Genomic DNA, 12308 nt, shown 5'->3' with positions numbered 1-12308 from the left:
GCGAGTTCAAGAGTTTTGGCAACAACGGCAGTGTGAAAGAGTCGTGGCGCTAGTCGTAGAGGACTTCGTCGAGAGGGAGGGCTTCGCCAAGCAGCGCCTGCTTCTGAGCAATCTCGACGTAGCGCGCGGCGTGCGGGATGAAGGCGGCGGATTCCTCAGGGCTCAACTCGCGGCGCACCTTGGCGGGCACCCCTGCGGCCAAGGCGCCGGCAGGAATGTCCTGGTTTTCGAGCACCACCGCGCCGGCGGCGATGAGAGAACCTGGGCCCACGGTGGAGCCGGAGAGTAAAGAAGACTTCATCCCAATCAGCGTGCCTGCGCCCACGTGCGTGCCATGGAGCATGGCCATGTGTCCCACGGTGACGTCATCCTCCAGCACACAAGGTTTAGTTGCTTCAACGTGGATGACGCAGTTGTCCTGGATGTTGACGCGTGCCCCAAGGCGGATGGAACCGACGTCCCCGCGCAGCACGCTGCCATAGAACACAGAAGAATTTGGCCCGATGGTGACGTCACCGATGATGGTGGCATTCGGGGCAATCCAGGCGCTGCGGTGGATGCGGGGAGTGCGGCCTTGGAAGGGGAGGATGAGCATGGCGGACTAGCTTTCTTCAGGGGTGGTTTCGATCGATACGGCGAGGGACTCGGAAATTTCATAATCGCCGGGCTCGGCGCTGATCCGGGACAGCGCCTCTCTTTCCGCAGACGACAACGGGATGGCCCAGCCCCGCTTGGGATCGTGGACAGGGCGCTGTGTCTTCGCCGTGGGGGAGAGGTGCACCGTGGATTGCGGTCCGCGTAACTGTGCGGGCTCGCCGGAATGGGCCACCTCACTGAGCACCTGCGCACCGGCAGGGGAGGTAGCCAGGATGATGAGACCGCTCGCCGTGTGCACGGACAGGTGATCTAAAGAGACCTCGACGGCGTGGGGATCCGGGGAAGCCAAACGGACAGTGCTGGAGCCGCCGAGTTTGTCGATGACATCCTTAACCGCAGAAAACAAACCCATGGCGCGATCCTAGCGCGGGGGTACCATCGAGCACTGTGATTGACGCGAAAGATACAGCACTTGTCATTGAAGGCGGCGGCATGCGCAATTCCTATACCGCCGCGTGCATCGTCAAGCTTCTGCAGGAGGAGGTGGAATTCGGCTGGGTTGGAGGCGTTTCCGCGGGTTCCTCGCACACCGTGAATTTCCTCTCCCGCGATGTGAGTCGCTCGGAGGAATCCTTCGTAGACTTTGCCAAGAACCCCAGCTTCGGTGGCCTAGGTTCGCTGCTGCGCGGTAGCGGCTACTTCAACGCGGAGTTCATCTACGAGAAAGCCGCGGACCAGGACATGCCTTTTGACTGGGAAGCCTTCGAGGCCAACCCGGCACAGATGTGCATATCCGCCGCCCGTGCCGATACCGGGGAGAGCGTGTACTGGGGGCGCGAAGACATAAAGACCCAAGACGACCTGATGGTGCGTGTTCGCGCCTCTTCAACGTTGCCGCTGATCATGCCGATGCGCGTCATCGATGGCGTGCCTTATGTCGACGGTGCGATGGGCGAGTCCGGTGGCATCCTCATCGAGCAAGCGGAGAAGGCCGGGTTCGAGAAGTTTCTTTTCCTCGGTTCGAAACCGCGTGGGTACGTGCGCCCGGAAGTGGGGCGGCCGGCGGCGCTGCGTCGGGTCTTCCGGAAGTACCCGGCTGTGGCGGAGGCGATGATTGCGCGCCCACCACGCTATAACGCCTCCAAGGAGCTACTCCTGGAACTGGAGAAAAAGGGGCGCGCTCAGCTTTTCTTTCCGGAGGATATGCAGGTGGCTTCGACCGAGCGCTCGGTGACTAAGCTGCGTGCGAACTATGAAGCCGGGCGCGCTCAGACCTATGCGGAGTGGCCGGCGTGGAAGGAATTCCTCGGCAGCTAACTGGCCAAGCTGAGGCGCCATTTTTAGATCTCCTTTCTGCTTCAGACGTGAGACGGAGCACCCTTAGCACAGAAAAGCGTCTTTGAACGTGGTCTTTTGCTCTCGCTTTCCTACAATGGCCTTTCGTGTTGGCTCTATTTGATGGAAATATTTGGCTGAGCATATTCTTTGTTGCCTTGCTCGGCACGTTGTTCGGCATGATCCCCTTCGGCCCGTTGCGCTTCGGCGCAGCCGGCACCTTGTTTGTGGGACTGGCCATCGGCGCCTTTATCGAACTCGACGGAACGATTTTAAGCAGCCTGCAAGAGATGGGGCTTGGCCTCTTTATCTATATGCAGGGCTTGTCTGCCGGCGAACGCTTCTTCAAGGGGTTCTCTGAGCAGCTGAAACACATGATCACTGCTGCCATCGCGGTGGTGGGGGCTGCTGCCGTAGCGCTTCTCGCGGGCGGATGGTTGGGCCTGTCACCCTTGCTCTCCGTGGGCGTATTCTCCGGTGCGACGACCTCGACGGCGTCGCTTGCTGTTGCCCAACAACAGACCGGCGAGGAGCTGCCCGCCGTGGGCTATTCCTTGGGCTACCCGGTGGGCGTAGCCGTTGCCATTCTGCTCGTGGCATTCCTGCTCAAGCAGTCCTGGCCGGGTTCTAAAGACAAAGACAATTCTGCGGAGGAGGTTTTCCGCTCCCGCACCATTCGGGTGACCAAGGACATCACCTATGAGGAGCTCGTGGACCGCTTCGAGGATCAATTTGTCATCGCCACGATTCGCCGCGGCAATACCCGCACTGTGGCGGGGGACCATCCAGAGATTCGCAAAGGCGATATCCTGCGCGTGCTCGTGACGAAGGCGAAGAGGCGCGAGCTTACCGCCGCCTTGGGTAAACGTCAGCCCCAAGTACCCTTCGTGGACAAGCGCTTGGTCATTGAAAACGTGGTGGTCTCGAACACCGATATTGCGGGACGAACCGTGGAGGAGCTCAATCTTTTCCGGCGCTATGGTGGCCGCATCGTCCACGTGGAGCGCGGCGATGAGGAGTTCCTCGCCAGCTTCGATACGCACCTTGATGCCGGTGACCGCGTGACGGTGATCGTGGATCAGGACCGTATGGGCGATATTCGCGATTACTTCGGTGACTCGGTTCAGGGCTACTCGCAGCTGAACTGGATCGCCGTGGGAGGTGGCCTGTTCTTGGGCTACCTCATTGCGCTCATCGTGGTGCCATTGCCGGGTGGCACGTCCTTTGAGCTGGGCTTCGCGCTGGGGCCGCTGATTACCGGCCTTGTTCTTGGCGCTCTCCACCGCACGCGTCGTGTGCCGTGGAAGGTCCCGGCCTCTATCAATATGGCTCTTCAACAGTGGGGTCTAGTCATCTTCTTGGCGTCGGTGGGCCTCGCTTCGAGTGAGGCTTTCCAGTCCACGGCCTTCTCCTGGATGGGGTTGAAGTCCATGGTTCTGGCCGCCATCATTACCGTGGTTGCCGTCGCCATCTTCGCTGTTGTCAATAGGTTCCTCGGCCAGTCGGAGACCCGCACCGCCGGCGGTATCTCCGGCATCTTCGGTCAGCCTGCCGTGGTCAACTACGCCACGGGTATGAGCACGGATTCCCGCATCATGACCGGCTACGCGGCCACCATTGTGGTGGCGCAGATAGTCAAGATCGTGGTCATTCCGTTGATGCTCACGTTCTAATCTTTCAGGAATGCAGCTGGGTAGAGCCTCGACGGCTCTCTCATGTGGCTGGTTCTAGTGAGCCTTAATTGCTCTTCAAACTGTTTCGTATGGCGCTGCTCCAGAATCATGCGAGCATAGATTGCCTCAAAAGGGTGGCGCAGCACACAATCCAGCGGTACGATTTGAGTTAACTTCGTACAGTTTGGAGAGCGATATATGGACATCGTCATTGTGGGTGCCGCCCGAACGCCCTTCGGCAAATTACTTGGTTCCCTTTCCACCGTGACAGCGACGGAGCTCGGTTCTCACGCCATCGCCGCCGCACTCACACAAGCACGGATTAAGCCGGATGATGTTGATGCCGTCATCTGTGGACAGGTCTTGCAGGCGGGTGTGGGGCAGAATCCTACAAAACAGGCGGCGCTGGGGGCAGGGATATCTGCGAGGGCACATACCGCCACGGTCAACAAGGTTTGTCTGTCAGGTCTGACCGCGATTATCGACGCCTCTCGGCTCCTGCGCTCCGGTGAGGCTACTGTCGTGGTGGCTGGGGGAATGGAGTCGATGTCACAGGCTCCCCACCTGCTTCCGCAATCACGCAGGGGGAAGAAATTTGGTCCTGTTGAACTTCTCGATCACATGGAGCACGATGGCCTGCGCGCAGCTGACCTCGGAATTTCCATGGGCTCGCTGTCGGAGAAATATGCCGAACGCTATCCGGCCACCCGTCAGGAACAAGATCGCTGTGCGGCACTGTCCCACCAGCGCGCGCTTCAGGCGAGCGAGGAGGGAACCTTCGACAAGGAAATCGCTCCCATCACGGTGAACCGCCGGCGCGATGAGGTCACCGTCTCGCACGATGAAGGCATCCGGGAAGGAGTCACGGAAAAAACTTTGACTGCACTGCGTCCGGCCTTCGAGAGCACGGGAAGCATTACGGCCGGAAATTCCTCACCTATCACGGATGGAGCAGCCTCCGTCGTCCTCACCACCCGCGAGCATGCGGAGAGGGAAGGACTGCCCGTCATGGCAGTCCTTCGGGCGCCCGGACAAGTAGCCGGTCCGGATTCTTCGCTGCAGGAACAGCCTGCTCGTGCTCTTCTTAAAGCCTTAGAACGCGAAGGTTGGGGCGTGGACGACCTCGACCACATCGAGATCAACGAGGCTTTCGCCGCGGTGGTGGTGCACTCCGCGAAGATCCTAGGGATCAACCCCGATGATGTTAATCCGCAAGGCGGAGCCATCGCCCTAGGCCACCCCATCGGGGCTTCCGGCGCACGGCTCGTGGTGCATGCGGCGCACCAATTGGCGCAATCCCATGCTCGCCGCGCCGGGGTCACTTTGTGCGGGGGCGGCGGTCAAGGCGAAGCCCTGTTGCTTGAGGCTGTGAACTAACTCCAGCTCAGTAGCTAGTAGGAGAGATAAGGAGAAGACCATGACGAACGAAATACTTAGCGAAATTCGTGGACATGCCGGCGTGCTTACACTCAACCGCCCCAAGGCCATTAATGCGCTCAACCAGACGATGATCGACGAGATGACGGCGGTGCTCAGGCAGTGGCAGGATGATGACCGCGTCAAGCTCGTCATCCTCCGCGGTGCTGGGGATCGAGGACTGTGCGCGGGCGGTGACGTCGCGGCTTTGTATCACGATGCCCTGGAAGGCGGAACCGCCGGTGCCCATTTCTGGAAGACGGAGTACGAGCTGAACTATCTGATCTCCACCTATTCCAAGCCTTATGTGGCCCTCATGGAAGGCATCGTGCTGGGCGGCGGAATCGGCGTTTCAGCGCACGCCTCGCACCGTATTGTGAGCGAAGATTCCCGCATCGGAATGCCGGAAGTAGGAATTGGGTATTCGCCCGATGCCGGCGGCTCCTACCTGCTTTCCCGGGCCGCAGATCGTCTTGGCCGCCACTTGGCATATACCGCGATCCACGTGGGTGCTGCCGAAGCGATCGACACCGGTTTTGCGGACTATTTTGTGCCCAAGGACAAGCTCGACGCGTTGGTTGAACGGCTGGTGGAGTCGGGTGACCCCGCAGACATCGAGAAATTCACCGAGGGGGTGGGGCGCGGCTTCGGGGAGGAGCGCGCCGAAATGGTAGAGGTTTACGCTGCAGAGACTGCTGAGGAAACCTTGGCCCGGCTGCAGGAACTCGCCGCCACGCGCGGTGACGGGCACTGGGCCGCGAAGGCCGCCAAGCGGATGAGTCTCAACTCCCCACTGGGAATCCGCGTTACCGAGGAATCCCTTAACCGCACTGCGTCGATGAGCTTCGCAGAAACCTTGACGCAAGAATTCTGGATGTCCGTGAACATGCAAAAGCACAAGGAATTCGTGGAAGGAATACGCGCGCAGATCATCGATAAGGACCGCAACCCTTCCTGGGAGTACGAGTCCATCGGTGCCGTCCCAGCAGACGTGGTGGCGTCTATCCTCGAACCCGGCGAAGGCAGCGTGGAAGCCCCCGCATTTGATGCCTCCGAAGATTAAACACGCTCACCACTCATCACGAGTTATTACAGCACTATCCGAAAGCACAGAAAGGACACTAGATCCATGGCAATTCTTACTGAAAAGCGCGGCCGCGTCGCCTTCATTACTCTCAACCGCCCAGAGGCGCTCAACGCGCTGAACAACGACACCATGCTGGAAGTCACCCAAGCGGTGCAGAAATTCGATGCCGATGCCGAGGTAGGAGCAATCGTTATCACTGGCTCCGATAAAGCCTTTGCTGCGGGCGCGGATATTAAGGAGATGTCGTCGAAGACCGCGACAGAAATGTACAACGCGGATTGGTTTGCAGGCTGGGACGTACTTACCCGCGCCCGCACGCCGATCATCGCCGCGGTCAACGGATATGCCTTAGGTGGCGGCTGTGAGCTAGCTATGATGTGTGACTTCATTATCGCCGGCGACAAGGCCAAGTTCGGTCAACCGGAGGTCAACCTCGGCGTTACCCCGGGTATGGGAGGCTCCCAACGCCTGACCCGCGCTATTGGGAAGGCAAAGGCCATGGAGATGTGCCTGACCGGCCGCATGATGGCAGCAGAAGAAGCGGAGCGCTCCGGCCTCGTGGCCCGTGTGGTCCCCGCCGATGAGCTCCTCGATTCTGCACTGGAAACCGCAGAGCTCGTTGCCTCGAAGTCCTTCGTAGCAACGTCCCAGATCAAGGAACAGGTCAATGCCGTGGACGAGCTCTCCCTGTCCCAGGGCATCCAGTTTGAGCGCCGTACCTTTCACGCACTCTTCTCATCTCACGACCAGAAGGAAGGAATGACGGCCTTCGTGGAGAAGCGTGATCCAGACTTCAAGCATGCTTAAGCTTCGCCGCTCTACTGGGCTTCGGGCCCCTCGACGTCCTCACCGGCGGCGCGGCGAACGCGGTTCGCAGCAGCGATGACGCGATCCTGTTCGCGGGCGGGTAGCGCAATGGACTCGAAATAGCGGTCGAGGGCAGGCCCCGCCGCAGAGGCCAACACGATTCCTTGGTCGGTAACCATCACCAAGGTCGAGCGCTTATCTTTAGGGTCGCTCACCCGCGCGATGAGCCCGTCCTTCTCCAGTTTGCGTACCGTGTGGGTAAGAGATGCCGGCGGGACTTGAAGGCGGGAACTGATCTTCGACATGGGCATGCTTCCCGCGCGCGACCACATAAGCACGGCGAGGACTTCAAACTGGCTATAGCTCACCCCGAAGGGAGTGAGAACCTCTTCGGCACCGTTTCTTAAAATGTGGGCGGCGCGCTCGAAGGAGGAGACCGTGGCCAGGCCACGCGCGGAGTGCGTGGAATAGCGCTTGGCCCACTGGCGGCGTGCTTCGGCAATGATGTCCATGAGCGGGAAAGAGACCTCCTTGTAGCGCGCTCAGAGCGCGAGACAACTATAAATGACCGCCTCATTGTTCTGAGAACCGGGATAGGAGAAGCAAAGGCCCCAGTTGGAAACTGGGGCCTGTATCGTCGAAAGATTAGTGGGGCTAGCCCTTCAGTGACGGAAAGTCGGAATCAGCGAACTCTGTCGACGCAGTGGTCTCACCGCCATCAGCTGAGTGAATCTCGGTTTCGCGCTTGCGCAGATCGACGCGGCGAATCTTGCCGGAGACCGTCTTTGGTAGCTCGTAGAACTCGAGGCGGCGGATACGCTTATAGGGTGCCAAGCCATCACGGCAGTGTTTGAGGATGGCTTCGGCCGTTTCGGTATTCGGCTCGTAACCGTTGGCCAGCGCCACATAAGCCTTCGGCACAGCGAGGCGGATGGGGTCGGGGGAGGGAACTACCGCTACTTCGGCGACAGCTGGGTGCTCGATGACGACGGACTCGAGCTCGAAGGGGGACAGGCGGTAATCGGAGGCTTTGAAGACATCATCGGCACGACCAATGTAGAAGATGTAGCCATCTTCATCGCGCTCCGCTGTATCGCCCGTGTGGTAGTAACCATCGCGAAAGACTTCCGCGTTCTTGTCGGGGTCGTTGAAGTAACCCACCGTTAGACCGACCGGGCGGGGATCAATCTTCAAACAGATTTCGCCGGTATCTCCAATCTCATCCGTAGCGGGATCCTTGAGCACGACTTCCCACCCCGGCAGTGGGCGACCCATTGAGCCTGGCTTGACCTTTTGTTCTGGGGTGTTGGCAATCTGCAGGGTAGTTTCCGTCTGTCCGAAACCATCGCGAACATCGGTGTTCCAGGCCTTGCTGATGGTGCTGATGAGCTCGGGGTTTAGTGGCTCACCCGCAGCGACTAGCTTCTTCGGTGGGGTCTTCATACGTCCCAAGTCTGCTTGGACAAGCATGCGCCAGACGGTCGGTGGAGCACAGAAGCTGGTTACTCCTTCTTCTTCCATCTTGTCCATGAGGGCTGCGGCATCGAAGCGGGCATAGTTGTACAGGAAGATGGTGGCCCCGGCGATCCAGGGGGCGAAGAAGTTCGACCATGCATGCTTAGCCCAGCCAGGGGCAGCGACGTTGAGGTGGACATCGCCAGGCGCCAAGCCAATCCAGTACATCGTGGTCAGGTGGCCGACCGGATAAGAGGTATGGGTGTGTTCGACGAGCTTCGCCTTCGATGTGGTTCCGGAAGTGAAGTAGAGCAGGAGAGTTTCGTCAGCCTTGGTGTCTTGCTTTGGCGTGTAGACCTCTGGGCCGGTGAAAGAATCCGAGTAGCGCAGGGTGGGGTGTGCCGACTGTGCATTTGGTTCATCACCCACCTGAATAATGGTGAAATCACCGGTGACGTCTTGGAACTTCTCGGCATCCTCAGCGTTAGCCACAACCCAGGAAATGTTGGCGCGGTCGGTGCGGTCCTGCAAATCCGCTGCACCGAGCATGGCGGTTGCTGGATTAAGGACGAAGCCTGCTTTGATGCAGGCCAGCATGCACTCCCACAGCTCTACTTGGTTGTTGAGCATGAGCATGACGCGATCACCGCGCTGGACGCCTTGACCCTCGAGCCAATTAGCCAACTGCGCAGAGCGAGCCGACATTTCAGCGAAGGTACGGCGGGTGCTGCTGCCATCGGTCTCACAAATGACGAGTGCCTCGCGGTCTTTAGAGTCTTCTGCAGTGGCAAGGTGATCGAACCAATCGAGTGCGAAATTGAAGTGTTCGAAGCGCGGCCACTCGAAGTTGCTTCGGGCCTCTTCATAGTCAGTCTGAAAAGAAACCAGCAGGTCGCGTGCTGCTTGGAATTGTTCGGTCACCGTGGTCATTGGTTCTCCTCTAGCTTGTACTCATGGGGGAAAGGACGCTGCGATGTCTATGGCCCGTATCCCAATCCGTGCGTCTATGTGACGTGGGTCGCACACTACTTTACTTCGAGTTCGAAGTAATTGCTAGAGATTTTGGGTAACGCGTACCGAAGTCGCAGGCTAGCGCAATGAAATTCCGTGAAGGATGAGCTGTCCAAGGGTGTGATAGGCCTCGGCTGGAGCTAAAGTATCCGAGTAAAAGCCCTGCTGGATGTCGGTCATGGAGCGCTGGATCAGGTGAGAGACAAAATCTGTGTATTCCGCAGTGAATTCTCCTGCTGCGACGCCCTGCTTGAGTAGCTCGTGGATAGTTTCGGTAGCCCTGCGCGTGTTGAGGCTAAAAACCTCCTGGGCAGCGGGTTCGGAGGCGAGATCGCGCATAAACTCCGGGCTGGCAGGTTCTAGGGCGGTGGTCATGGAGGAAAAGTAGTTCTCAAGCGCCTGCGTGTAGGTGGGTGTCTTGCCCACGGCGGTACGGCGTGCAATTTCTTTAAAGAAGCTGACCAGTACGCGCCGAATGATGGCATCTCTCGATGGCCCTAGTGCGTAAATGGTGGATTTGGAGCATTGGTAGCGCTTGGTTGCACCGTCGATGGTGAAGGACTCGAAACCCTCGACTAGAAAGTCCTGCAAAAGGGCGTTAAAGAGCTCTCGCTGCCGCGGTGTGAGTGGTTTGGTCATGTGTCGCTCCGTCTGTGTTGATTCCGGCCTTCGGGCACCCATTTCTCGTGGGGCTTGACGTATGGCGGTGTGCCAATCGATCATAGAACACGCCGTGTGCGGTACGAAACGGTGTATTATCGTACTCACTCAATGCGTAGTTCCCATTGATTTCCCGTCCCACAGATCGCCGCATTGCTTTAAGAAAATCCATGTGGCCACCACAAACTCTCAGCTAGAAAGGTAGAAAACTATGCCCCCAATCCTTGGACCACAACATCCCAGTGGGAAACACTTGGAGAAGATTAAGTACCCTCACGCTGATATCTTCGCAGTCGCTGACCGCCTAGTTCCCGAGGAGCAAGCGCGCCTGGCAGAGATCCACGAGTTTCTGCAGACGGAGATTCGCCCGGTCGTGGGGGAATACTGGGACCGTGAAGAGCTGCCTTTCGACCTTCTTCCTCGCATGGCGGAGATGGGTTTAGGGGAAGTCGAGCTCACGGATACCTCACGCCTCTACCGCGGGTTGGTGTACGCGGAGGTTACCCGCGCAGATGTGTCACTATCGGCGTTGGTGGGTATTCACAATGAGCTTGTTCTCGGACTCATCGACAAGCTTGGTTCCCCGGAACAAAAAGACACCTGGTTGGCAGGCTTGCGCCAGTTCACCAAAGTGGGGTGCTTCGCGCTGACCGAGCCGGACCACGGATCCGACATCGCTGGCGGACTAGCCACAACGGCGGAGCGCACCGCCGAGGGCTGGGTTATCAATGGATCGAAGCGTTGGATCGGCGCCGGTACTTTTGCTGATTTCGCCATCACCTTCGCCCGCGATACGGCGGATAATGAGATTAAAGCCTTCATCGTTGAGCTCGACCGCGACGGCGTGACGCGTAACAAGATCTCGCGCAAAATGGGTTTGCGCATCATGCAGAATGCAGATCTGCACTTCGACGACGTTCTTATCCCCCATGAGAACCTGATCCCTGGTGCCGAATCCTTCGCCAACGTCAACGACTTCTTGTGCTATTCCCGTGCTTGGGTGGGCTGGCAGGGCGCTGGGTTGCAGCTGGGCATTTTCGACAAGGCCCGCGAGTACGCGGTTAAGCGCGAGCAGTTCGGCCGGCCCATTGCTAAATTCCAGCTCGTCCAGGAGCAGCTCTCCCGTATCCTGGGCAACGCTACTGCGTCGCTTGCCATGATGGCCCAGCTGGCGGAGGTCCAGGAACAGGGCAAGCTGGAAATGCCGTTTGCCGCCCTGGCGAAGGCAACCACCACACGCTTAGCGCGCGAATCCGCCGCAGCGGGCCGCAACATTGGCGGTGGAAACGGCATCCTCACAGAGTATGACCTGTCGAAGATGATGGATGATGCCGAGATTCTCTTCACTTATGAGGGCACCTACGACATCAACTCGCTCATCGTCGGCCGTGCTGTGACTGGCGTATCTGCCTTCGTTTAAGTAGCTCTGTCCTCGTACTCACCGCCACAGATTCACAGCACCAGGGAACCCACCCCCTCGCTCTTCTCAAAAGGAGAAAACCATGAACCTACACGAAGTATCAGCCGTCGTGACCGGCGGGGCATCCGGCCTTGGAGCGGCGACGGCCGCAGCACTCGCGGAACACGGAGCCGCGGTCACTGTGCTCGACTTGTCCGTCCCAGAGGAACAGCACAGCGACATCAACTACATAGCCGTCGACGTCACCGATGTCGCCGCGGTACGCGAGGCGGTCCTCGGTGCAGCAACGGAAGCACCCATGCGCGTGGCCGTGAACTGCGCGGGAATCTGCCCCTCGGCACGCATCTTTGGACGCAAAGGACCACATGATCCGGAGCTGTTTTCCAAGACCATCAACGTCAACCTCATAGGTACCTTCCACGTCATGACTGCTGCCGCTGAGGCAATGGCGCAGACAGAACCATTCGATGGGGACGGCCAGCGCGGCGTTATCATCAACACTGCCTCCGTCGCAGCCTTTGAAGGACAAGTCGGGCAGGCAGCTTACGCGGCGTCGAAAGGTGCGGTGGCCGCCCTGTCGATTACCGGGGCTCGAGATTTGGCCTCGCTGGGCATTCGCGTCAATGCCATCGCCCCGGGCGTGGTATCCACCCCGATGATGGAGCAGATCACCCCGGAGTTCCGTGAGCAGTTGGAAGCCACTGTGCCTTTCCCCGCCAGGCTTGCTAAGCCGGAGGAATTCGCTGCCCTGGCCCTGTCGATTGCTGACAACCCCTATATCAATGGCGAGACGATTCGCTTGGATGGTGCGCTGCGTATGCCGCCGCGTTAAGGCGAATGCCGCGTA

At 59.0% G+C, this 12308-nt stretch carries 12 protein-coding genes; 7 read left to right on the top strand and 5 right to left on the bottom strand.

Annotated features, from left to right (window positions below; translation table 11 throughout):
- Nucleotides 1–49 precede the first annotated feature (49 nt).
- The gene (locus HMPREF2996_RS08820) at nt 50–595 is read right to left on the bottom strand and encodes a gamma carbonic anhydrase family protein (RefSeq protein WP_070731011.1); all 546 of its coding nucleotides are present in this window, start codon (nt 593–595) and stop codon (nt 50–52) included.
- A 6-nt stretch (nt 596–601) separates the two neighbouring features.
- Complete coding sequence (locus HMPREF2996_RS08815; RefSeq protein ID WP_070710692.1) at nt 602–1009, bottom strand: hypothetical protein; 408 nt, start codon at nt 1007–1009, stop codon at nt 602–604.
- Between the two features lie 35 nt (nt 1010–1044).
- Between HMPREF2996_RS08815 and HMPREF2996_RS08810 the strand changes: the two genes are divergently transcribed.
- The 5 genes from HMPREF2996_RS08810 to HMPREF2996_RS08790 all read left to right on the top strand — a co-directional run bounded on the left by HMPREF2996_RS08810 (nt 1045) and on the right by HMPREF2996_RS08790 (nt 6915).
- A complete protein-coding gene (locus HMPREF2996_RS08810; protein ID WP_070710693.1) occupies nt 1045–1914 on the top strand; it encodes a patatin-like phospholipase family protein in 870 nt (289 codons plus the stop codon).
- A gap of 125 nt (nt 1915–2039) precedes the next feature.
- Nucleotides 2040–3605 (top strand): aspartate-alanine antiporter-like transporter, encoded by a 1566-nt coding sequence (locus HMPREF2996_RS08805; RefSeq protein WP_070646189.1) that lies wholly within the window; start codon nt 2040–2042, stop codon nt 3603–3605.
- 198 nt (nt 3606–3803) lie between these two features.
- Nucleotides 3804–4982, top strand: coding sequence for an acetyl-CoA C-acyltransferase (locus tag HMPREF2996_RS08800; RefSeq protein WP_070731008.1), 1179 nt, complete (start codon nt 3804–3806; stop codon nt 4980–4982).
- 40 nt (nt 4983–5022) lie between these two features.
- The gene (locus HMPREF2996_RS08795; protein WP_070731006.1) at nt 5023–6084 is read left to right on the top strand and encodes an enoyl-CoA hydratase/isomerase family protein; all 1062 of its coding nucleotides are present in this window, start codon (nt 5023–5025) and stop codon (nt 6082–6084) included.
- A 66-nt stretch (nt 6085–6150) separates the two neighbouring features.
- Nucleotides 6151–6915 carry an enoyl-CoA hydratase gene (locus tag HMPREF2996_RS08790; RefSeq protein ID WP_070710696.1) on the top strand — a complete coding sequence of 255 codons (765 nt, stop codon included), beginning with the start codon at nt 6151–6153 and terminating at the stop codon, nt 6913–6915.
- A gap of 11 nt (nt 6916–6926) precedes the next feature.
- On the opposite strand, the gene HMPREF2996_RS08785 is transcribed toward HMPREF2996_RS08790, so the two are convergent.
- The 3 genes from HMPREF2996_RS08785 to HMPREF2996_RS08775 form a co-directional block, all read right to left on the bottom strand.
- Nucleotides 6927–7427 carry a MarR family winged helix-turn-helix transcriptional regulator gene (locus HMPREF2996_RS08785; protein WP_070731002.1) on the bottom strand — a complete coding sequence of 167 codons (501 nt, stop codon included), beginning with the start codon at nt 7425–7427 and terminating at the stop codon, nt 6927–6929.
- Nucleotides 7428–7569: 142 nt separating this feature from the next.
- Complete coding sequence (locus tag HMPREF2996_RS08780) at nt 7570–9300, bottom strand: AMP-binding protein (protein WP_070731000.1); 1731 nt, start codon at nt 9298–9300, stop codon at nt 7570–7572.
- A gap of 159 nt (nt 9301–9459) precedes the next feature.
- Nucleotides 9460–10020, bottom strand: coding sequence for a TetR/AcrR family transcriptional regulator (locus HMPREF2996_RS08775; RefSeq protein ID WP_070730998.1), 561 nt, complete (start codon nt 10018–10020; stop codon nt 9460–9462).
- A gap of 232 nt (nt 10021–10252) precedes the next feature.
- Between HMPREF2996_RS08775 and HMPREF2996_RS08770 the strand changes: the two genes are divergently transcribed.
- On the top strand, nt 10253–11461 hold the full coding sequence (locus HMPREF2996_RS08770; RefSeq protein ID WP_070717932.1) for an acyl-CoA dehydrogenase family protein: 1209 nt from the start codon (nt 10253–10255) through the stop codon (nt 11459–11461).
- 82 nt (nt 11462–11543) lie between these two features.
- Nucleotides 11544–12293 (top strand): SDR family NAD(P)-dependent oxidoreductase, encoded by a 750-nt coding sequence (locus HMPREF2996_RS08765; protein WP_070730995.1) that lies wholly within the window; start codon nt 11544–11546, stop codon nt 12291–12293.
- Nucleotides 12294–12308 lie beyond the last annotated feature (15 nt).

It is taken from the genome of Corynebacterium sp. HMSC066C02, assembly GCF_001814945.1.
GTDB classification, from domain to species: domain Bacteria; phylum Actinomycetota; class Actinomycetes; order Mycobacteriales; family Mycobacteriaceae; genus Corynebacterium; species Corynebacterium aurimucosum.
This window is presented reverse-complemented; position numbering and strand designations above follow the sequence as displayed.

What these genes read in the sequence shown, in the direction of transcription:
- HMPREF2996_RS08785 (WP_070731002.1), bottom strand. Translation starts at nt 7,427, where the DNA reads ATGGACATCATTGCCGAAGCACGCCGCCAGTGGGCCAAGCGCTATTCC.
- HMPREF2996_RS08820 (WP_070731011.1), bottom strand. Translation starts at nt 595, where the DNA reads ATGCTCATCCTCCCCTTCCAAGGCCGCACTCCCCGCATCCACCGCAGC.
- HMPREF2996_RS08800 (WP_070731008.1), top strand. Translation starts at nt 3,804, where the DNA reads ATGGACATCGTCATTGTGGGTGCCGCCCGAACGCCCTTCGGCAAATTA.
- HMPREF2996_RS08770 (WP_070717932.1), top strand. Translation starts at nt 10,253, where the DNA reads ATGCCCCCAATCCTTGGACCACAACATCCCAGTGGGAAACACTTGGAG.
- HMPREF2996_RS08795 (WP_070731006.1), top strand. Translation starts at nt 5,023, where the DNA reads ATGACGAACGAAATACTTAGCGAAATTCGTGGACATGCCGGCGTGCTT.
- HMPREF2996_RS08790 (WP_070710696.1), top strand. Translation starts at nt 6,151, where the DNA reads ATGGCAATTCTTACTGAAAAGCGCGGCCGCGTCGCCTTCATTACTCTC.
- HMPREF2996_RS08815 (WP_070710692.1), bottom strand. Translation starts at nt 1,009, where the DNA reads ATGGGTTTGTTTTCTGCGGTTAAGGATGTCATCGACAAACTCGGCGGC.
- HMPREF2996_RS08775 (WP_070730998.1), bottom strand. Translation starts at nt 10,020, where the DNA reads ATGACCAAACCACTCACACCGCGGCAGCGAGAGCTCTTTAACGCCCTT.
- HMPREF2996_RS08765 (WP_070730995.1), top strand. Translation starts at nt 11,544, where the DNA reads ATGAACCTACACGAAGTATCAGCCGTCGTGACCGGCGGGGCATCCGGC.
- HMPREF2996_RS08780 (WP_070731000.1), bottom strand. Translation starts at nt 9,300, where the DNA reads ATGACCACGGTGACCGAACAATTCCAAGCAGCACGCGACCTGCTGGTT.